This window comes from Roseobacter sp. YIN89, from assembly GCF_057219365.1.
In genome coordinates, this window is record NZ_JBXVVD010000003.1 from 123,682 (window position 1) to 145,760 (window position 22,079).

General features: G+C 57.6%; 16 protein-coding genes. 11 read left to right on the forward strand and 5 right to left on the reverse strand.

The genetic code is table 11. The annotated features are described in order from the left end of the window. Positions 1–4: 4 nt before the first annotated feature. The 11 genes from glgB (at position 5) to urtE (ending at position 17,016) form a co-directional block, all read left to right on the forward strand. Entirely contained in the window at positions 5–2,206 is a 2,202-nt protein-coding gene (gene glgB / locus AC2D8V_RS13035) for a 1,4-alpha-glucan branching protein GlgB (protein ID WP_484734009.1), read from the forward strand. A 44-nt stretch (positions 2,207–2,250) separates the two neighbouring features. Next, the gene (gene glgC, locus AC2D8V_RS13040) at positions 2,251–3,510 is read left to right on the forward strand and encodes a glucose-1-phosphate adenylyltransferase (protein WP_484734010.1); all 1,260 of its coding nucleotides are present in this window, start codon (positions 2,251–2,253) and stop codon (positions 3,508–3,510) included. 1 nt (position 3,511) lies between these two features. Further along, the gene (gene glgA / locus AC2D8V_RS13045; protein WP_484734011.1) at positions 3,512–4,951 is read left to right on the forward strand and encodes a glycogen synthase GlgA; all 1,440 of its coding nucleotides are present in this window, start codon (positions 3,512–3,514) and stop codon (positions 4,949–4,951) included. Positions 4,952–4,962: 11 nt separating this feature from the next. Next, positions 4,963–7,056, forward strand: coding sequence for a glycogen debranching protein GlgX (glgX, locus tag AC2D8V_RS13050; protein WP_484734012.1), 2,094 nt, complete (start codon positions 4,963–4,965; stop codon positions 7,054–7,056). Further along, complete coding sequence (gene malQ / locus AC2D8V_RS13055) at positions 7,056–9,062, forward strand: 4-alpha-glucanotransferase (protein WP_484734013.1); 2,007 nt, start codon at positions 7,056–7,058, stop codon at positions 9,060–9,062. The genes glgX and malQ overlap by 1 nt, the downstream gene beginning before the upstream one ends. Continuing rightward, positions 9,059–10,690 (forward strand): alpha-D-glucose phosphate-specific phosphoglucomutase, encoded by a 1,632-nt coding sequence (locus tag AC2D8V_RS13060; RefSeq protein WP_484734014.1) that lies wholly within the window; start codon positions 9,059–9,061, stop codon positions 10,688–10,690. The genes malQ and AC2D8V_RS13060 overlap by 4 nt, the downstream gene beginning before the upstream one ends. Positions 10,691–11,059: 369 nt before the next feature. Next, the gene (gene urtA / locus AC2D8V_RS13065) at positions 11,060–12,340 is read left to right on the forward strand and encodes an urea ABC transporter substrate-binding protein (RefSeq protein WP_484734015.1); all 1,281 of its coding nucleotides are present in this window, start codon (positions 11,060–11,062) and stop codon (positions 12,338–12,340) included. Between the two features lie 68 nt (positions 12,341–12,408). Continuing rightward, positions 12,409–14,367: an urea ABC transporter permease subunit UrtB gene (urtB, locus tag AC2D8V_RS13070; RefSeq protein WP_484734016.1), complete on the forward strand. Its 1,959-nt coding sequence runs from the start codon at positions 12,409–12,411 to the stop codon at positions 14,365–14,367. Positions 14,368–14,371: 4 nt separating this feature from the next. Further along, positions 14,372–15,574, forward strand: a complete 1,203-nt coding sequence (gene urtC / locus AC2D8V_RS13075; RefSeq protein WP_484734017.1) for an urea ABC transporter permease subunit UrtC — start codon at positions 14,372–14,374, stop codon at positions 15,572–15,574. Next, positions 15,571–16,317: an urea ABC transporter ATP-binding protein UrtD gene (urtD, locus tag AC2D8V_RS13080; RefSeq protein WP_484734018.1), complete on the forward strand. Its 747-nt coding sequence runs from the start codon at positions 15,571–15,573 to the stop codon at positions 16,315–16,317. The genes urtC and urtD overlap by 4 nt, the downstream gene beginning before the upstream one ends. Before the next feature lie 3 nt (positions 16,318–16,320). Beyond that, positions 16,321–17,016, forward strand: coding sequence for an urea ABC transporter ATP-binding subunit UrtE (gene urtE / locus AC2D8V_RS13085; protein ID WP_484734019.1), 696 nt, complete (start codon positions 16,321–16,323; stop codon positions 17,014–17,016). On the opposite strand, the gene AC2D8V_RS13090 is transcribed toward urtE, so the two are convergent. From AC2D8V_RS13090 to AC2D8V_RS13110, 5 genes are read right to left on the reverse strand one after another with little or no spacing between them, the layout of a single operon-like run. Further along, positions 17,008–18,912: a beta-galactosidase gene (locus tag AC2D8V_RS13090; protein ID WP_484734020.1), complete on the reverse strand. Its 1,905-nt coding sequence runs from the start codon at positions 18,910–18,912 to the stop codon at positions 17,008–17,010. The genes urtE and AC2D8V_RS13090 overlap by 9 nt on opposite strands. Further along, positions 18,909–19,769 (reverse strand): SMP-30/gluconolactonase/LRE family protein, encoded by an 861-nt coding sequence (locus AC2D8V_RS13095; RefSeq protein ID WP_484734021.1) that lies wholly within the window; start codon positions 19,767–19,769, stop codon positions 18,909–18,911. Before AC2D8V_RS13095 ends, AC2D8V_RS13090 begins: the two co-directional genes overlap by 4 nt. Continuing rightward, a complete protein-coding gene (locus tag AC2D8V_RS13100) occupies positions 19,766–20,371 on the reverse strand; it encodes a 2-dehydro-3-deoxy-6-phosphogalactonate aldolase (protein ID WP_484734022.1) in 606 nt (201 codons plus the stop codon). Before AC2D8V_RS13100 ends, AC2D8V_RS13095 begins: the two co-directional genes overlap by 4 nt. Further along, positions 20,368–21,279, reverse strand: a complete 912-nt coding sequence (locus tag AC2D8V_RS13105; protein WP_484734023.1) for a 2-dehydro-3-deoxygalactonokinase — start codon at positions 21,277–21,279, stop codon at positions 20,368–20,370. Before AC2D8V_RS13105 ends, AC2D8V_RS13100 begins: the two co-directional genes overlap by 4 nt. A gap of 15 nt (positions 21,280–21,294) precedes the next feature. Then, positions 21,295–22,068 carry an SDR family NAD(P)-dependent oxidoreductase gene (locus AC2D8V_RS13110; RefSeq protein WP_484734024.1) on the reverse strand — a complete coding sequence of 258 codons (774 nt, stop codon included), beginning with the start codon at positions 22,066–22,068 and terminating at the stop codon, positions 21,295–21,297. Between the last annotated feature and the right edge of the window lie 11 nt (positions 22,069–22,079).

Genomic DNA, 22,079 nt, shown 5'->3' on the forward strand with positions numbered 1-22,079 from the left:
CCGCTTGACCCTGAATGCACAGGAGGCAGAGGCGATCGTTGGTGGTCGTCACGGTGACCCTTTTTCGGTTTTGGGATTGCACGAAGTTGCGGGCAAACTGGTTGTCCGGGCCTTTGTTCCGGAGGCCGTGTCCATCGTCGCGGTCGATCCGGAAAACGGGCGGAAGATCGTCGAACTTGCACCTGTAGAAGGGCACAAGGGCCTCTTTGCCGGCACTGCGGCGCGCCGCAAAAAGCCTTTTGCCTATCGGCTCGACATAAAGACGGCCGATCACAACTGGGTCGCGGATGATCCGTACCGGTTTGGCCCGGTGATGGGCGATCTTGACGAACATCTCATCGGTGAGGGCGCGCACAGGCAACTGTGGCAGGTTCTTGGTGCGCATGTCATGCAGCATCAGGGCGTGCCGGGCACCCATTTTGCGGTTTGGGCCCCGAATGCGTCGCGTGTCTCTGTGGTTGGGAGCTTTAACGCGTGGGACGGCCGCCGCACCATAATGCGACGGCGTGGTCAAACCGGAGTGTGGGAGATTTTCGTACCCGGTATTGGCGCGGGCGAAGTCTACAAATACGAAATACTGGACGGTTCAGGTGTCTTATTGCCGCAAAAGGCTGATCCGGTCGGGTTCGGCGCGGAACATCCGCCTGCAACGGGGTCGGTTGTGCGCGACCTCTCCGGATTTGACTGGAAAGACGCAGATTGGATGGGACGCCGTGCGGACAAGCAACGGTTCGACAAGCCGATGTCCATCTACGAGGTGCATCTGGGATCTTGGCGCCGTGTCCCTGACGAAGCCAACCGTCCATTAAGTTATACGGAACTGGCACGTGATCTGGTGCGCTACGTCAAGGAATTGGGCTTTACCCATATTGAACTCATGCCGATTTCCGAATTCCCCTTTGACGGGTCTTGGGGGTATCAGCCGGTGGGCCTATATGCACCCACCATCCGCCACGGCACGCCAGAAGAATTTCGCGCTTTTGTCGAGGCCTGTCACGGCGAAGACATCGGGCTGATCCTCGATTGGGTTCCCGGTCACTTTCCCGAAGACGCGCACGGCCTCGGCCGGTTTGACGGCACAGCACTCTACGAGCACGCGGACCGGCGCGAAGGGTTTCACCCCGACTGGAACACGCTGGTGTACAACTATGGGCGTGCGGAAGTATCCAATTACCTCGTGGCCAACGCGTTGTACTGGCTGCAGGAGCATCACATAGACGGCCTGCGCGTCGACGCGGTCGCGTCCATGCTTTACAGGGATTACAGCCGCAAAGATGGCGAATGGATACCCAATCGCGACGGTGGCAGAGAAAACTACGAAGCAATTGGATTTCTTCAGCAGATGAACGTGGATGCCTATGGCGAAGTCCCTGGCATCGTAACCGTTGCCGAAGAGTCGACAGCTTTCCCGGGTGTGAGCGCTCCTGTCGACAGTGGTGGACTGGGGTTCGGCTTTAAGTGGAACATGGGCTGGATGAACGACACGCTCAGCTACATGGAAGAAGACCCGGTACATCGAAAGTATCATCATTCCAAAATGACGTTCGGGCTTCATTACGCCTTCACTGAAAATTTTATACTGCCGCTGAGCCACGATGAGGTGGTGCATGGCAAGGGGTCTCTGCTGGACAAGATGCCGGGGCAGGGCAGTGAGAAATTCGCCAACCTGCGCGCATACTTCGGCTTTATGTGGGGGCATCCGGGAAAGAAACTGCTGTTCATGGGGGGCGAGTTCGCGCAAGGGGCGGAATGGAACCACAACCAAAGCCTTGACTGGCACCTGTTGGATCACCCGCAGCACAAGGGCATGCAACGCCTCATTGCCGACCTCAACGCCTTTTACACAAGCGCCCCGGCTCTTTTCGAAAAGGATGCGTCACCTGACGGCTTTGAGTGGGTGGAAGAGAACAACGGTGACGAATCCATATTTGCGTGGATACGCCACGGTAGCAGCGGATCGGCACCTGTCCTTGTGGTTTCCAATTTCACACCTGTAGAGCGGACAAACCGCCGTATTGGTGTTTCGGAACAAGGACACTGGGTGGAACGTTTGAACACCGATGCACAAGAATATGACGGTGGGGGGCGCGGAAATCTGGGCGGTGTCAAAAGCGAAGAGATCGCGTCGCACGGCCGGGCACAATCCATCATGATTACAGTACCGCCACTGACAACACTGTTCTTTGAATTAGACAGGGTGGAGTAGGGTCAGGACTCTGACTGCCGGAAATACCAAGGGGAGGACGACCAATGAATACAGAATCTCAGCGCCTAGCAGCGCAAACAATGGCTTTCGTTCTGGCGGGCGGACGCGGTAGTCGCCTCTATGAGCTTACGGACAGGCGCGCAAAACCGGCCATGTACTTTGGCGGCAAGAGCCGCATTATCGACTTTCCCCTGTCCAACGCGGTCAACTCGGGCATCCGCCGCATCGGTGTGGCAACGCAATACAAGGCGCATTCGCTGATCCGCCACTTGCAACGCGGGTGGAGCTTTTTTCGCGCCGAGCGCAACGAGAGCCTCGACATCCTGCCGGCATCCCAGCAGATGGATGATGAAAACTGGTACAAGGGCACCGCTGACGCGGTAGCGCAGAACAAGGACATCATCCTTGGGTACGGCCCGAAATACATCGTGATCCTTGCCGGAGATCACATCTACAAGCAGGACTATTCGTTGATGATCAAGCACCACGTCGAAAGCGGTGCCGATGTTACGGTAGGGTGTATCGAAGTGCCGCGTCACGAGGCGAGTGCCTTTGGTGTGATGCACGTAGACACAGAGGACAATATCCTCGAATTTGTGGAAAAACCGGCTGACCCGCCTGCCATGCCCAACGATCCCGACCATGCGTTGGCAAGCATGGGGATTTATGTTTTTGAGACGGAATATCTGTTCAAAGTCATGGAGGAATGCGCCTCCAACCCCGATTACAACCATGACTTCGGCGGGGATGTGATCCCTGCGATCGTGCGCGATGGCAAGGCAGTTGCCCATCCGTTCAGCCGCTCGTGCGTGCGTACGGAAAACGAAGAGGGGTCTTACTGGCGGGATGTGGGGACGGTGGACGCATTCTGGCAGGCGAACATCGACCTGACCGATTTTGACCCCGATCTCGATCTTTACGATACCGAGTGGCCGATCTGGACGTATTCCGAACTGGTCCCGCCTGCAAAGTTCATTCACAACGAGGAAGGACGACGCGGCCATGCGGTGTCTTCGATGGTTTCGGGGGGCTGCATCATTTCCGGTTCGCAACTGGACAAGTGCTTTCTGTTTACCGGTGTTCGCACTCACTCCTATTCCGAGCTGAGGGGCGTTGTCGCAATGCCGTATGTTGAAATCAACCGCAACGCCCGTCTGACCAATGTGGTGATTGACCGAGGCGTTGTCATCCCGCAGGGGCTGGTCGTCGGTGAAGACGCGGAACTGGATGCGCAACGCTTCCGGCGGACAGACAATGGCATTTGCCTGATTACACAACCAATGATCGACAAGTTGGGCGGCTAACGTGAAAGTACTCTTTGTCGCCTCGGAATGCGCGCCCTTCATCAAGACAGGCGGTTTGGCGGACGTTATCGGGGCGGTGCCAAAATCATTGCGGCCGCTGGGCATCGAAGCGCGGGTTATGCTGCCCTGCTACCCCGCTCTGCAGGAGATTTCCGAAACCGGCGAAGAGATCTGGTCAATAGAAAGCCTGCACGGTGGTCCGGCGCGTCTGATAGCGGCCCGTGCGCAAGGGATCGACCTGCTGCTGTTGGAGGCGTCGCATCTGTTTGACCGTCCCGGCAACATTTATCTGGATGCAGACGGCATAGACTGGAAAGACAACGCACTGAGGTTTGGCGCGCTCTCGCGCGTCGCGGCACTGGTGGCTGCCGACGGCATCGGCGGATGGAAACCTGATGTTGTGCACGCGCATGATTGGCAGGCAGGGCTGGTGCCGGCATATTTGCATCAGATGGACCGCCAAACGCCGCCCTGCGTCATGACGATTCACAATATTGCGTTTCAGGGGCTTTTCGCACCCGAACTGATGGGTGTTCTTGAGTTGAGCAATGCGCTCTATGCCCCTGAAGGGCTTGAGTTTTACGGTCGTTTGGGGTTTCTCAAGGCAGGGCTCGTGTATGCTGACAAAATCACAACCGTGAGCCCGACCTATGCCCGCGAGATTATGCAGCCTGAGTTCGGAATGGGTTTGGAGGGGCTGTTGACTGCGCGTCGCGCAGACGTGAGCGGCATTCTCAACGGAATTGATCTGGACGTGTGGGATCCGGAGAATGACCCGGCGCTTGTCAGTGGCTATTCGGCCAAACGGCTTGCAGCCAAGGCCAAGAACCGCGACCGGTTGCTGACGCGGTTCGGGCTCGATGCGCCCCAGCATGCACCGTTGTTTTGTGTGATCAGTCGGTTGACCACGCAAAAGGGCCTCGACCTGCTGCTTGAAGCGCTGCCCACGCTGGTCGAGCGCGGCGCGCGACTGGCCGTTCTGGGCAGCGGCGACAAGGGAATGGAAAGCGAATATGTGGCTGCGGCCCACCGCTATCCCGGTGCGGTGGGAGTGATCATCGGCTATGACGAGCCTCTGTCGCATCTGATGCAGGGCGGCAGCGATGCCATTCTGATCCCGTCGCGATTTGAACCTTGTGGGCTGACCCAGCTATATGGTCTGCGGTATGGCACGTTGCCAGTCGTTGCGCGCACAGGCGGGCTTGCTGACACGGTGATCGATGCAAACGAGGCGGCACTGGTAGCAGACTGCGCCACCGGTGTGCAGTTTGCGCCGGTCACGGCGCAGGCACTTACCCATGCGATAGCACATACCTGTGATCTGTTTGCCGAACCGAAACAATGGTCTGGCATGATGCGGCGGGCGATGCGTCATCCGGTGGGATGGGAGACATCAGCATCTGCTTACGCCGCGATTTACAATACGCTTTCGCAGGGCTGAGGGCTGCCACTATGAGTTTCCAAATCCTGTCCGGAACGCCTCATCAAATGGGGGCGCACCATGACGGAGACGGTGTGAATTTCGCCGTCTTTTCAGCGCATGCCGACAAGATCGAGCTTTGCCTCTTTTCGGAGGACGGAAACACCGAAGTTCAACGTCTTGTTCTGCCGGAACGCACTGGCGATGTCTGGCACGGGTATGTGCCTGATTTGCCGGTCGGGGCGCTTTACGGGTTCAGAGCGCATGGCACCTACGCGCCTGAGCAAGGTCACAGATTTAATGCCAACAAGCTGCTCTTGGACCCCTACACGCGCGAGGTGCGCGGCAATTTCGCCAATCACAAGGCGGTTCTGGGGTATGACAAGACGGCGACCGAGGCCGATCTGTCATTTTCCAAGACCGACAGCGCGCCTTATGTGGCCAAGTCTGTCATAAGCGCACCATCGTTGTTTGCAAACAACGAGCCACGCCTGTCCCGCGCGTGGGACGAAACGCTTATCTATGAGGCACATGTCAAAGGGCTGACACAGCGGCATCCCGAAATTCCTGCAGCGATACGGGGCACTTACGAGGCGATGGCCGCGGACCCGATCCTTGATCATTTGCAAAATCTCGGTGTCACTGCGGTCGAGTTGCTGCCTGTTCATGCCTTTATCAACGACGGGTTCCTGCTCGACAAAAAGCTGACCAACTACTGGGGTTATAACACCATAGGGTTTTTCGCACCCGAGCCGCGCTACTTCGGGCCTGCGGGGATACTCGGCTTTCGTGACATGGTGCGAAAGTTCCACGCTGCCGGGATCGAAGTCATTCTGGATGTTGTCTACAATCACACTGCCGAAGGCGACCAGAGGGGCCCGACACTGAGTTTTCGCGGTTTGGACAATGCCTCTTATTACCGTTTGGTGCATGGACAGCCGCGCTACTACGTAAACGACACGGGCACCGGAAATACGGTGAATGTGTCACATCCGCAGGTACTGCGTCTTGTACTGGACAGTTTGCGGTTCTGGGTCACCTGCATGGGTGTTGACGGATTTCGTTTTGATTTGGCGACCACTTTGGGGCGCGAGGAGCACGGTTTTGATACCCGTGGCGGGTTCTTTGATGCGCTGCGGCAAGATCCGGTGCTTGCTGGTGTAAAGCTTATTGCCGAGCCGTGGGACATTGGCCCGGGCGGCTACCGATTGGGCGAATTCACACCAGAGTTTGCCGAATGGAACGACGCTTATCGTGATACTGTGCGCCGGTTTTGGAAGGGCGAAACCCATGCCGCGCAGGAACTCGGTACGCGGCTTTTGGGGTCAGCGGGCGAGTTCGATCGCAAAGGACGACGCGCGTGGTCATCGGTCAACTTTCTGGCGGCACACGACGGTTTCACGCTGGCGGACATCACCAGTTATAACCAGCGCCACAACGAAGCGAACCAAGAAAACAATCAGGACGGTCACAACAGCAACTATTCGGACAACTGCGGTGCCGAAGGCTCCACACGCAGTGCAAAAATCAATGCGAAACGCAAGCGGCGCCAACGCAACATGCTGGCCACGTTGTTTTTGTCGCAAGGAACGCCGATGCTGCTTGCTGGTGACGAGATCGGCAATACGCAATCGGGCAATAACAACGCTTATTGTCAGGACAACGAGATTTCCTGGCTTGACTGGTCGCAAGCCGACACAGAGATGGCCGATTTTGTGGCGCAGCTTTCGGCGTTTCGTCGGGCGCATGCGGCTTTGCGCCAGACACTGTTTCTGCACGCAGCGGAGCGTCCGGCTGATGGGTTGCCAGACGTTGAGTGGCGGGCGTTCAATGGCAATGCGCTTAACTGGCGTGATCCGGGCTTGTCGCGCGTTGCGGTCCTTTTCCGCTGTTCGGCAGAGGCTCCGGCGGCCGCCGACAGCGATGACGCCGTCTTTTCCGTTTTTAACCGCGCAAATGCGCCAGCAACCGTAACCCTGCCTGACCTGCCGCGAGATTACGTGTGGGTGCGCGGGATCGACACCAGCGGAGAGGTCCTGAACGGCACGCCCCTGCGTACTGGCGCGGCCAGTATTGGCGCAGAGACCGTCGTGGCGTTTTACAAATCCCGCAAAGGCGAGGCGTGATGTCAGCAGACGCACGCCTTGCAGCACTTGCCGAACAGGTTGGTGTTTTCGCCGAATTCACCGATATGGACCGGCAGCGCAGAACCACGTCACCTGACACAATGCGTGCGCTGCTGCGCGCAAACGGTATGGACGTGACCACACCTGCTGCCGTGTCCGAAACGCTGTCTGAACTGAAGGCGAAAAAGGCACAAAGGGTCGTTCCTGCCGATCTGATAATCGCACCCCAAATGGCATTCTCCTGTCCGATTGATGGCACAGCCCAGTGGCATGTCGAGGCCGAAGACAGCGCCGTCACCTTCGCCGAGGGCAAAGCAACAGGTAAGCTTGATTTGCCGCCACTGCCCATGGGTGTACACAAATTGGCGGTGCAGACGGCGCACGGTGTTCAGGTGACAAATTTGATTGTCGCACCTGAAAGTGCGCCGGATCTCAAGGCGCTGACCGGGCGGTCGCTGATCTGGGGCATGATTATTTCGCTTTATGGGCTCGTCGGCAGCCGCGATAACGAGATCGGAGATTACACAGATCTGGCGCAACTATCCGAGCTGGTCGGGCGACAGGGGGCGTCTTTTTTGGGGTTCAACCCGGTACATGCGATTGGTTGGGCCGCACCCGACACCATCAGCCCGTATTCTCCGACGCATCGAGGGTTTCTTAATACGTCTCATATTGCCCCGAGAGACAGGGCTCTGGCATCTGCAACCAACGCGAGTTTCCTTGATTACAACAGACACAACTCAATGCTGCGACCGGCGCTAGAGGCGGAGTTCGAAGCCTTTGACGCCGGTAGCAAGGCGACTTCAGAATTTGCCCGTTTCAACGCATTTTGCGCATCAGGTGGCGAAGCACTCGATACTTTCGGCCGGTTCGAGACACTCAGCGAAACTCATGGGCCTGATTGGCGAGACTGGCCACGCGAACTGCAAAACGGCCCAGACGGATTAGAGCCGCCGAAGCGGGTCCGGTTTCACAAGTGGCTCCAGTGGCGCGCAGCGGAACAGCTTGCGGCGGCGCAGGGCAAGGCCCGGTCCAGCGGTATGGATCTAGGACTTTATCTGGATTTGGCCGTGGGCGCGCGTCTGGGCGGCGCCGAAAGCTGGGGCGCGAAAGCCGCGGACGCCTCTGGCGTATCCTTGGGCGCGCCACCTGATCAGCTCAGCCCTGCTGGGCAGAACTGGCAACTGGCGGCACTGTCGCCGCGAAAACTGCAAAAATCCGGATACCGCGCCTTTCGCCAGATTATTGCCAGCAACCTGCAACACTGCAGTCTGCTCAGGATTGACCATGCACTTGGCCTCAACCGGAGCTACTGGATCCCCGAAGATGGCAGTCCCGGAGGATATATCCGCCAGCCATTCGACGTCTTGCTGGCGATTATCGCCATCGAGGCAACACGCGCTCAGGCGCTGATTGTCGGCGAGGACCTCGGACTTGTACCCAAAGGCTTTCGCGAACAGATGGCGCGATCAGGGCTCTACGGCTACACTGTCATGCAATACGAAAAAAAGGGACCGGGTGTGTTGAAACCCACAAGCAGTATTCGGCCCCGGTCACTTGCCTGCTTTGGCACGCATGACACCCCCACACTGCGCGGCTATTGGGAAGGGCGCGATATCGAGTGGTGGCGCAAGCTTGACTGGATCGACGACGTGCAACGACGCAATGTTCAGAGTGAGAGGGCGCAAGAAAAGCGCCAGCTGGTAGGCGGCGGTACTTCGTCCTCCATCGGTTCGATTGAGCCAGATGTGTTGCGCGACGTGGTACACGAAAAACTGGCGGTATCTCCGGCGGCTATTGTTGCGGTGCAACTTGATGATGTTTTGACCCTGACCGAGGCACAAAACCTGCCGGGCACCATCGATAGTCACCCCAACTGGCAACGACGATACCCCCAGACGATAGACGAAATTGGACAGGGCGCGGCACTGCAACAGACTGCGCGCATCATGGCCGACGCCGGCCGCTCAGCCCGAGCCACAGACATCATAAAGGAAAGCACATGACCCATTTGATCGTGAAGAAGGGCCCGTTCGAGGGCCAGAAACCGGGCACATCGGGTCTGCGCAAGAAAACCCGCGTCTTTATGCAGCCCGGGTATCTGGAATGCTTTGTGCAATCGACCTTCAATGCGATTGGGGGTGCCGCTGGCAAGACCTTTGTTGTCGGTGGAGATGGGCGATATTTTAATCGTGAGGCGATTCAGACAATTCTGAAAATGGCGGCTGCCAATGGCGCTGCGCGCGCCATCGTGGGCCAAAATGGCCTTATGTCCACGCCAGCCGTGTCCAATTTGATCCGGCAACGCGGCACCGATGGTGGGCTTGTTTTGTCTGCCAGCCATAATCCGGGCGGGATCGATGAAGACTTTGGCATCAAGTATAACGTGTCCAATGGCGGCCCCGCCCCAGAGCACATCACCGCTGCCATGTTCGACCAGACCAAGACGATCACCAGTCACATGATTGCAGATGCCTCGGACACGGACCTGTCGAGCCTAGGCGCGCACAAGGTCGGCGATATGACGGTAGAGGTAGTCGATCCGGTGGAAGACTATCAGGCACTGATGGAAACGCTTTTCGACTTCGACAAGATCGCAGCGATGATCAAGGACGGGTTCACCTTGCGGTTTGACGCAATGCATGCGGTCACAGGCCCCTATGCAAAAGCGATACTGGAAAACCGGCTGGGCGCTCCTGAAGGGACTGTCATAAATGCAGAGCCCAGCGAAGACTTTGGTGGCGGTCACCCTGATCCGAACCCGGTTTGGGCCAAAACGCTGATGGACGAGATGATGTCTGACACTGCGCCGGACTTTGGTGCTGCTTCTGATGGCGATGGGGATCGCAACATGATCGTCGGACGTGGCACCTATGTCACCCCATCCGATAGTCTGGCGGTGCTCGCTGCAAATGCGCATCTCGCGCCGGGGTACAAGAAAGGTCTGGCTGGGGTCGCTCGCTCTATGCCCACCAGTGCCGCTTGTGACCGCGTCGCGGAAAAGCTTGGGATCGGCTGCTATGAGACACCGACCGGGTGGAAATTCTTTGGCAACCTTCTGGATGCCGGCAAAGTAACGCTATGCGGTGAAGAGAGTGCTGGTACCGGGTCGGACCACGTGCGCGAAAAAGACGGGCTTTGGGCGGTTTTGCTTTGGCTCAACATTCTGGCCGAGCGTGCACAGCCGGTGGCAGAGATATTGTCGGACCATTGGCAACAGTTCGGGCGCAACTACTATTCGCGGCATGACTATGAGGCGGTGCCGACGGAACAGGCGAACGCCCTGATGGAAGGGTTGCGTGCGCGTTTGCCTGATCTGCCAGGTACAACAGTGGGTGGTTTGCAGGTCACCGAAGCGGATAGTTTTTCTTATCATGACCCGATCGACGGGTCCGTCAGCGAAAATCAGGGCCTCCGGCTGTCATTTGAGGGTGGAGCGCGCGGTGTGTTGCGCCTGTCGGGCACTGGAACAGAAGGGGCAACCTTGCGTGTCTATCTTGAGCAATACGCCCCGGCGGATGCCAGCCACGACACGCCCGTAGAAGAGGCGCTGGCCGAAGTACGCAATGCCGTTATCGAACTGACTGACATGGCGCACCATATTGGCCGGACCGATCCCGACGTGAAAACCTGAACATGTCGAATAGTGCTGCCAGTGGTTGAATTATTGAGACCAAATGGCTGGCTGCGGGGCGCCTCGCGGCCGCGGCACACTTATTCCGCCGTCTAATTTTTTGGCAGTGGTGAATTGTTCTGCCTATTTCTGCAGCACTGCTAGGGGTGTTGCAGCTGTTTTTCCGGCAGCCCTTTACTGGTTTCTCTGAATAGCCAAGCTACCCGTGCGCCGGCCCCAAACGGGGCTGGAGCGAAGCGTGCGGCGGCATCAGGATTGGACGTCACTTTAGCCACCGCACTCAACGCAACTCAACTAAGTTGCGGGATGCAACGTAATGTCTCGTGCTCTGCAGGACAAGACGTGCGTCTCGCGGGGGAACTGATCCACATGAACATTCTCAAATCCACTCTTGCCGCATCCGTGGCCACATGCGCACTTGTTACGGCTTCTTGGGCCGATGACGAAACGATCAAGGTCGGGGTGCTGCACTCGCTGTCGGGAACGATGGCAATCTCTGAAACAACGCTGAAAGACACAATGCTTCTTCTCATCGAAGAGCAGAATGCCAAAGGCGGCCTTCTGGGCAAGCAGATCGAAGCCGTCGTGGTCGACCCAGCCTCTGACTGGCCGCTCTTTGCCGAAAAGGCGCGCGAATTGCTGACCGTCAGCGAAGTCGACGTGATCTTTGGCTCTTGGACATCTGTAAGCCGGAAATCAGCGCTGCCCGTGCTGGAAGAACTGAACGGTCTGATGTTCTATCCGGTGCAGTACGAAGGCGAAGAAAGCTCGAAAAACGTATTCTATACCGGTGCTGCTCCGAACCAGCAGGCGATCCCTGCAACGGATTATTTTCTTGAAGAGCTCGAAGTTGAAAAGTTTGCGCTGCTGGGCACTGACTATGTCTACCCGCGGACCACAAACAACATTCTTGAGAGCTACCTCAAGGACAAAGGCATCGCGGAAGAGGATATCTTTGTAAACTACACGCCGTTTGGCCACTCTGACTGGTCCAAAATCGTTGCCGACGTGGTGGCCTTGGGGGCCGACGGCAAAAAGGTTGGTGTCATCTCGACAATCAACGGCGACGCGAACATCGGCTTTTACAAGGAACTGGCCGCAGCAGGTATTTCTGCCGACGACATTCCGGTTGTTGCTTTCTCAGTTGGTGAAGAGGAACTGTCTGGTCTCGACACATCTAACCTTGTTGGGCATTTGGCAGCGTGGAACTACTTCCAATCCGCAGAATCTGACGCCAACACCGACTTCATCGACGCTTGGAAAGCAAAAATGGGTGACGAGCGTGTCACCAACGACCCAATGGAAGCGCATTACATCGGCTTCAACATGTGGGTGAACGCGGTTGAGCAGGCCGGCACCACTGATGTGGATGCAGTGCGCGAAGCTATGTACGGTCAGGAATTCCCGAACCTTACAGGCGGTACGGCTATCATGCTGCCGAACCATCACCTCGCCAAACCAGTCCTGATCGGTGAAATTCAGGATGACGGTCAGTTTGACATCATTAGCCAAACTGAAGAGGTCCCTGGTGATGCTTGGACAGACTTTCTGCCAGACAGCGCCGTGCTGGTCTCTGACTGGAAAGAACTGGGTTGCGGTATGTACAACACCGAAACCGAAAGCTGCGTTCAGATCAAATCCAACTACTAAGACCTGAAATCGGCGGCGCCTGGCATAAGAACCGGGCGCTGCCAAACCTTGGGGTGGGGCTTATCCAAATGCCGGTTTTTGCTGCCATTTTGCGCGCGCTCGTCGCGGCGTTACTTATGTTTGGCGCGCCAGCGGGGGCACAGACGCTGCAAGACGTGCTGAGCGTTCACCAAAAAGAAGTGGAGCGGGCCTCGCGCAAGACGATTGACCCGGTCATTGCCGACCTTGTGGCGAGCGGTTTGCCCCAAGTGCCTGAATTCATAGAAAACTGGCAGAATAAAAACGTCTGGATGCTCAAGGACGACAAGACGTTTTTTTACGCCGAAGAAGGCGCAGACAAGTCCTTTACCCTTACTGACATCGATACCGGCGAGATTGTCGGCACGGTTGAAAAGAAGGCGATCAAGCAGCTCAAACCAAATTCTGGCGTGCGGTCAGTCATGGCTGTCGCGCTTGTCCAATTCCAACTGTCCGATCCAGATCCAGAGCGGCGTACCGCTGCCCTGCAAGCCATTGAACGCGACCCGGAAGCATCGCAGTTGGAACCCTTGATGAAATCAATCGAAGCGGAGCCGGATGAAGCGCTAAAGGCGCGAAAGCAGACATTGGCCCGATTATTACTTGCCCGTTTCGACGAAGACACTTCCAAGCGTGTCGAGGCGATCAGAGAGCTGTCAGGAAGTTTGAGCGTCGAAACCCGCGCCGCCTTGAACCCGATTTTGACGACACGCATTCTGGTTGAAGATGATCTGAGCGAAAACGCGAATATCGCCGGTGAAGTGGAACCCGGAGGCCCTGAGCTTTCGATTGAAGATGCATTTCAGATGCTGGTCCGCGCCGGTGCTGCGCCTGACTTTCCCAATGCCGACGCGCGGCGCGATATCCTGATCGAAAATATCGACGCGGGGCAGGTGGCTGATGTGCCAGTGGCAGAACTGGATACTCAAGAAGCCCGAGATGCTGCCTACGTCGCGCTCGCAGCGGTTGCTGACATCCCAGACTGGTCACCTGGACTGACTGCTGCAGCGGTCGTCGCCGACCATCTTTTCTTTGCGGTCTACCAAGAGCCGAGTGCAGAGGTCACCAATGCCGCACGCGAAACGCTTGACGAGATCGAAAACCGTGTGGGTTTTTATCAGACCGCCGATCTCTTGCTGGACGGCATCTCGCTGGCGTCGATTTATTTTCTCGCGGCCATCGGCCTCGCCATCACGTTCGGGGTGATGCGCGTGATCAACATGGCACATGGCGAGTTCATCATGATGGGCGCTTATACCGGCTATGTCGTGCAACTGTTCATTACCGATTACACCGTGTCGCTGATCGTGGCCCTGCCTTTGGCGTTTGCAGTGACCTTTGCCGCGGGCGTCGCGATGGAACGACTGGTGATCAGACACCTATACAAACGGCCGCTAGAGACACTGCTAGCAACCTTTGGCATTTCTATCGCGCTGCAGCAGTTGGCTAAAAACATCTTTGGCACCCAGGCGCGACCGCTAACCGCGCCCGGTTGGTTGGATGGTGCATGGGTCATGAATGACGTGGTTTCTATCAGCTACATCCGTATCGCCATTTTCGTGCTGGGCGTCGCTTTTTTGCTGTTGCTGCTCTTCATTCTCAACCGGACCCGGCTTGGTCTGGAGGTGCGCGCGGTGACGCAAAACCCCAAGATGGCCGCGTCAATGGGCATCAACCCGGCGCGGATCAACATGCTGACCTTTGGACTAGGATCGGGAATTGCGGGCATCGCGGGCGTGGCCATTGGTCTTTATGCCAAGGTCACGTCAGAACTGGGGTCTGACTATATTGTCCAAAGCTTTATGACCGTTGTGGTGGGCGGCGTTGGCAACATCTGGGGCGCTTTGCTGGGCGCGACAATGATCGGTAATCTGCAAAAGGCAATCGAGTGGTTCAACCCGTCCAATACGCTCGCCGCGCAAACCTACATGATCCTTTTCATCATCCTCTTCATCCAATTCAGGCCGCGCGGCATTATTGCGCTCAAGGGCCGCGCGGCAGGAGACTGATACGATGTCCGTACTCACTGACACCCCAACGTCTTCGTCGCCGCGTCGCAAACCGTTCATTATGCGCCATCCGTCTGTGCTTGTGTTCATGGCGTGTCTGGCCCTGTTTACGCTTGCTGTGACCTTGTTGTCCGAAGCAACAGGTACAGGGGTGATCTCGACATCCTTTGTAAAGACGCTGGGCAAGACGCTATGCCTGTGCCTGATCGCGCTCGCGATGGATCTGGTCTGGGGATATTGCGGCATCCTTTCTTTGGGCCATTTCGCGTTCTTCGGGCTTGGCGGCTACATGATTGGCATGTGGCTGATGTATGAGCGCACCAAAGACATTGTGACCGGATCACTGGCAAACGCGGCATTGCCACCTACGCCACAAGAGGTGCAGGATGCTATCGGCGTGCAGATATTCGGCGTTGTTGGCGGGTCTGAAATTCCGGCAATCTGGATGTTTGCCGACAGCTTGCTGGCGCAACTTGCGCTGGTCGTTCTTGTTCCCGGTCTACTGGCTTTGATCTTCGGCTGGCTCGCTTTCAGAAGCCGTGTGACAGGTGTCTACTTGTCGATCCTGACACAAGCGATGACGTTGGCACTGGCGTTGTACCTTTTCCAGAACGACAGCGGCCTGCGCGGCAACAATGGCCTTTCGGGCCTGCAAAACATACCGGGTTTGACCGAATTGCCTCAAGCCACGATTTCGATCTGGTTCTTCTGGGCATCCGCCTTCGCGCTTGGTGTGGGGTATCTGCTGTGCGCTTGGGTGGTTTCAGGGAAATTCGGCTCGGTGCTACGCGGCATCCGGGACGACGAGGCGCGCGTGCGGTTTTTGGGATATGATGTCGAGGCATACAAGCTGACCGTCTTTACAGGCACTGCAATTATCGCGGCCATTGCGGGCGCGCTCTACTACCCGCAGGCGGGCATAATCAATCCGGCAGAAATTGCGCCGATTGCGTCGATCTACCTTGCGGTTTGGGTGGCAATCGGGGGGCGTGGAAGACTTTACGGCGCGGTCATCGGTGCAGCCTTTGTTTCCCTGCTGTCGAGTTGGTTCACAGGCGGTGGCGCGCCGGATGTGAACCTTGGCTTTTATGTTGTCCAGTGGACCGACTGGTGGCTTGTTCTGCTTGGGCTTTCCTTTGTGGCGGTGACGCTTTTTGCGCCGAAAGGCATCGGCGGGCTGGTTGACTATGTGGTGCGAAAACAATGAACAGCACGACCTTACTTGAAGTGTCCGGCGTCTCTGTTTCCTTTGACGGTTTCAAGGCAATAAACAACCTGAGCTTTCAGATCGGCCCGGCCGAACTTCGTGCCATCATTGGCCCGAATGGCGCGGGCAAAACGACCTTTATGGACATCGTCACCGGCAAAACACGGCCCGATGAGGGCAGGGTCATCTGGGGCGAACGCAACCGCAGTCTGCTGAAAATGTCTGAAAGCCAGATCGCCCGCGCCGGCATCGGTCGGAAGTTCCAGCGCCCCACGGTGTTCGAGGCGCAGACCGTGCGCGAGAATCTCGCAATGGCGCTGAGTAACCGCCGCGGCCCCTTTGACGTGTTGTTTTACAAAAAGACAGTGGCGGGCGCGACAAAGATCGAAGAACTCGCCGAAGAAATCGGATTGACGCAGCAGTTGCCGCGGGTTGCAGGAGAGTTGAGCCACGGGCAAAAGCAATGGCTGGAGATAGGAATGTTGCTGGCGCAAGACCCGCGTTTGCTTCTTGTCGACGAACCGGCCGCTGGCATGACCGCAGCCGAGCGCGACCACACAACCGCGATTTTGGTAGAGGCGGCCAAGACCCGCGCCGTGGTGGTGGTCGAACATGACATGGAGTTTGTGCGGCGGCTGGACTGCAAGGTCACGGTTCTGCATGAGGGCGCGGTCCTTGCCGAAGGCAGCCTGGATCACGTCACGAGCAATCAGGAAGTTATTGATGTCTATTTGGGGCGGTAAGCAATGCTGGCGGTGAATAATCTGACGTTGAAGTATGGTCAGAGCCAGATTCTGAACGGTGTTGATCTGGAGGCGCGCGCCGGTGAGGTTAGCTGCCTGATGGGCACGAACGGTGTTGGCAAGACCTCTTTGCTCAATGCGATTGCGGGTACGCATCCACGCGCAGGCGGTGAGGTTGTGTTTCGCGATGAGGCACTAGGTGTCTTACCTGCGCATGCGCTGGCACAGAAAGGCATCGCGTATGTTCCTCAGGGGCGCGAGATATTTCCGTTGATGACAGTTCAGGAAAACCTTGAGACCGGTTTTGCGTGCCTGCCGACGTCCGAGCATCATGTACCTGATGAAATCTTCGAACTGTTTCCCGTGCTCAAAGAGATGAAGAACCGACGAGGCGGAGATTTGTCCGGGGGGCAGCAGCAACAACTTGCAATCGGTCGTGCATTGGTGACACAGCCGAAACTGCTTTTGCTGGACGAGCCCACAGAGGGTATCCAGCCCAACATCATCCAGCAGATTGGTAGGGTCATCTCGTACCTCAGGGATCAGGGGGACATGGCGATCCTGTTGGTCGAGCAGTACTTCGACTTTGGTTTTGATCTTGCGGACAGCATATACGTGATGAAGCGTGGCAAGATTGACCTGCATGGCGCGAAATCAACGCTGACCAAAGACAGGTTGATGGAAGTTTTGTCAGTCTGACCGGGGCGCCCACCTGACGCCCGCAGGGGCGAGTGTATTTCCCTCTACCTCAACGGCTTCAGGTCCGTAATTGAAATAGAAGCGATGTGTTCCGGTGTCTCGGACCCGCACGCCTGGCGGCAGATCGAGAACGTCAATCCCGGCCTTGTCGGCCAGCATGACGACGATACGGTCCCACAGCATGTCATCCGGCCAGCCACCGAGGTAATGTGTCGTGTCCGAAGCCACCAAAACCGGACTGTCATCCGTGGTTTGGATCAGCGTATCTGCTGTCCCTTCCAAAGTTTCGAACCAATGACGCACAACGCCACCGCCTGCCGCGGGCCTTTCGGTCCCGGGTGGCAGGCTTTCGACGCGCGTTACTGTGGTATCGAGCCCGTCGAGCGCAGGCCCCATCGGCACGGGTATCGTTAACTCCTCCGTGACAGCACCCGCACGCGGGCCATAGAGTGAAACCGCCTGCGATGCGGCGCGCTGCAGACCGTCCGGGATACATGCGAGCCCCGGCGCGAGTACAAGATCATAGCCTGACAAATCCTCGGTATCAGAGGGTACAATATCGATCGACAGACCCCGGCGCCGCAAAGCGCGATAGGCGTCCAGCATCAAGCGGAAATAGCTAAAATCGGCCCCTTGCGGCAAGACGTTCCACGCCCATTCAGAAGGGTAGTCGAAAACCATTGCCACGCGCGCTTGAGCAAGTTCGACATCTGGCATCTCGGCAAGTTCGGCGGCCACGGTGCGCGCTTCCGCCAGTCCAGGCGCCGGGGCATCGTCGGGGCGACGCAATCCGGCGTGCATTTGCTCCTGTGCGAAAGGCGCTTGCCGCCAGCGAAAATAGCTTACCACCTCGGCGCCATGGGCAAACGCCTCCCAGGTCCAGAGGCGGACCATGCCAGGTAGGGGGGCGGTATTATAAGGTGCCCAGTTTACCGGTCCCGGTTGCTGTTCCATCACCCACCAGCGCCCGTTTTGGCCGACGGCGCGATAAAGGTCGTGGTGAAACGCCTGCATATCGGGATCGCCCTGCTGCAGATACCGTGCCTTTCGCGCGGTTGAGGCTTCGAGCCGATCTGACAAAAACCCGATCGGGTAACTGTCCCAACTGGCGATATCGATGCTGCGTCCAACTTCGAAGTGGTCAAAATCCAGCACGCGGCCCATGTAGTTATGTATCAAAGGTGCACCGGTGTGCTCCCGCAGCGCGCTCACCTGCACTTCGTGGTATGCAACCACCTGATCCGAGCTAAATCTGCGGAATGCCAATTCGTGGCTGGGATTGGGCTGAGTGACGGTCAGGTTTGGCAGATCAATCTCGTCAAAACTGGCATACTCCATGGACCAGAAGACGTTACCCCATGCCGAATTCAGCGCATGAATGCTCTCGTAGCGCGCGGCAAGCCAGACGCGAAAGGCATCGCGCGCGGCGTTGGAATAGGAATGGGTTGTGTCATGGCAACCATATTCATTGTCGATTTGCCACGCATGAATGCGGCTGTCCGCGCCGTAGCGCTCGGCAAGAACAGTGGCGATGCGTCCGGAGGCTTCGCGGTAACCTGTGTGACTGAAACAATAGTGGCGTCGTGATCCGAACTTGCGCGGCTTTCCATCAGCATCAACCGCGAGCATGTCGGGGTAGCGCGAAATCATCCAGCGGGGCGGTGTACACGTGGGCGTGCCGAGAATGACCCTGAGTCCTGCACCGGCCAGCACGGCGATCGCGCGATCCAACCATTCGAACGTAAATTGACCGGGCGATGCCTCCAGCCGGCTCCATGCGAACTCACCGATCCGCACCCAAGTGATGCCGGCAGCAACCATTTTCGCGGCATCGCGGGGCCATTGCTCTTCGGGCCAGTGTTCCGGATAGTAGCAAACGCCGAGTGTTCGTTTCATAGCAGAACCCGTGGTTCAGGCAGGCCGCGTGCCACGCCTGCGCTGGCAAAAACCTTGCCATGTTCTGACGGATATGCAGTTTCGCCGGCGCTGAGCCCCGATGCTGCCGAGGTGACAAAGAGCGTTTCAAGATCCGGGCCACCAAACGCCGGGCAGGTCACCTGCGAAGCGGGCATCGCCACGTCACCTGCCGCCGCGCCGTTGCGATCAAAAGCTGCCACTTTCGATGCGCCCCACAGGGCCACCCATAGTGTTCCGCTGGCGTCCGTTACTGCGCCATCCGGGTTCAGACCGAGCGGCATCAGATCAACAAAGACTTGCGGCGTGCCCGCCGGCCAGCCGTTGCGGTCCAGCGCGACCGACATGATCCGACTGGTACTTGTATCGGTGTAATAGGCCACTGACCGGTCCGGCGCAAAACAGATCGCATTTGATATAGAAATATCCGTAAAAAGCGTCTTTAGCGTGCCCTGATAGTAGCGGTAGATTGCGCCAGCTTCGGGTTGCGCTTGGCGTCCCATTGTGCCGATCCAAAAGCCGCCCCACGGGTCAGCGCGCCCGTCATTGGAACGAGTTACACTGTTTTTTGCTTCTACCGGGCACAGGATTGTGCGGCTGCCATCACCCAGATCGAACCGCCACAACCCTGTTGCGGAAGCAATGAGCAACTCGGTGTCGCTGACCCATCCAGCGGCACTGACAGGCTCGTCGAATGTCCACTCGACCTGGCCACTTTCTTCTTGTGTCATCAGTTTTTGTTCGATGATGTCGAACCAGAAGAGTTGTTGTCGCTGCGGATGCCACAACGCTCCTTCGCCCAAGGCGCAGACCCGTGCATCGAAAACGGTTGCAGTCATGCGATTGCGGACTTGTATGCAGCAACGATATCAGCGGCACGCGCGGCGACATCCTCAGGTGACATGCCGGGCTTGTAGATCGCTGAACCGATGCCAAAGCCATCTGCGCTTGCAGCGATCCATTCCGAAAAGTTTTCGGGCCCCGCCCCGCCAACGGCAAAAACACGTGTGTCCTTTGGAAGAATGGCGCGCATCGCGGCGAGCCCTGCAGGCCCTGCCATCGAGCCGGGAAAAAGTTTGAGCCCGTCAGCACCTGCGTCGAGCGCGGCGAAAGCTTCTGTCGGTGTGAAAACACCGGGCCAACTTTGCATATCCAGAGCCTTGGTCGCCTGAATGACCTCGGGGTTGCAGTTGGGCGATACGATCAACCGCCCGCCGACATCGGCAACCGCTGCGACCTCGGCAGTGCTCAGCACTGTGCCCGCACCGATCAGGGCTGCGTCTCCATAGGCGCGCACCATTTGCCCGATACTATCCAGCGGGTCTGGCGAATTCATCGGGACTTCGAATTGTGTGATCCCGGCGTCCATCAGGACATCGGCCATTGGCACCGCTTCGGCGGGGCTGATGCCGCGCAGGATAGCAATCAGGGGAAGTGTCATATGCGTTCTTTCAAAGAGCGGTGCGCCGCGGTCAACCCGGCGAGTGTTGCGCGTTCGGTGTCTACCAGCATCGCCGGAACACCCTGTTGGAAGAGGGCGGATTGATAGGCTTTTGCCTGTGTTCCGGTTCCCAGTATTGCGAGGTTCTGACCCAGCCAATACGGACGGGCAGCAGCCAGTTCTGCACCGATCAGATACCCTGACAAGGCCGCCGATGTGTCGGCTTTGTTTTTATTGTGCAAAAGGTCGCCCGCGCGCAGACCGAAAAGGCGCGCGGCGAGCTTTTCCGGTCTTGCCATGGCATCGGAAACGGCTTCTGCAAAGGCGGCGTCTTCCCATGTGCTCGTCAAAGTCACGGAGTGTCGCAACACAGACGCGGTGCCAAGCAGGTTGAACAGCTCACCGGTCATGAAAGTCTGGAAGCTAACGACCTCTCCGGCACTTAAATGTACCCATTTGGTATGTGTTCCGGGCAAGCACAAAACGCCGTCCCATCCGGGGTTCAAGCTGAGAAAGCCTGCGATCTGGGTTTCTTCGCCACGCATGACATCGGCGGGGTCGGCCTGAGACAGGCCTGAGACGACAAATACCCGCAGCCCCGTTTGCGTAGGCGCGCGGGTCAAATCTTCGGAAAGCGGCGTGCAGGGCACAGTGCGGTATGGCGCCTCCACCCAGCCTTGCCGTGATCCGACCATACCACAAGCCACGACGGGGATCGTGTCTGAACCATCAAGCCAGGGATCAATCAAACGGCGCATTGCCGGCTCGAACGCCTCCGGGCTCAGCTTTGCCATGCCATCATCGGACGCGGCGCGCTCCAAAACTGTCGCACCCTGCATGGCATAAGCGCGCAGGTTTGATGTGCCCCAGTCGAGTGCGATCCAATCCAGTTTGGTCTGATCTACCATGCTACGTCCGTTTCACTAACCGGTGGTGACAACACCACCATCCACTACCATGCACTGACCCGTCATCATCCGGCTGGTGTCTGACGCCAGAAACAGCACTGCATCCGCGATGTCCCGAGGCTCAAGGTGGGTTTTCATGCACTGCCGGTCCAGATGGGCAGCAAGCCCTTCCGGCGTCGCCCATTTGTCCAGCTGCTTTTGTGTCAGGACCCACCCCGGTGCCAAGGCGTTTACACGAATGTTATCGGGGCCAAGCTCTCGCGCAAGGCTACGCGTCATCGCTGTGATCCCGCCATTCGCCGCAGTATAAGCCGGGTAACCGGCGTTGCCCATCATATAGCTGATAGAGCTGAAGTTGATGATAGACCCGGCCTGCTTTTCGATCATGCCGGGTGCTACCATCTGGGCGGCAAAGAAATAGGCCTTGAGGTTCACCGCCAACAGGCTGTCCCATTCATTCGGGCTCAGCTCCAGCCAATTGTGGCGTTTGTCATTCGCAGCATTCGACACCAGCGTCTGTACCGGGCCGTGGGCAGCGGCAGCGGCCTCGATGGTCTCTTTCAGGCGCGCCGTGTCAGTAATGTCACCTTGAAAAAACAGCGGGGCGACCCCGTGTTTCGCTTCCATTTCCGCGACGAAGTCACGCGCATCCGACCTGCCGATGAAAGCAACCTTTGCACCCTGAGCCATGAACGCGTCCGTGATGTCCGCACCAATGCCTGACCCGCCGCCGGTGATATAGACGGATTTGCCTTCCAGATCGTGGAAAGTGGCTGTTTTAACTGTCATTTCCGTATCTC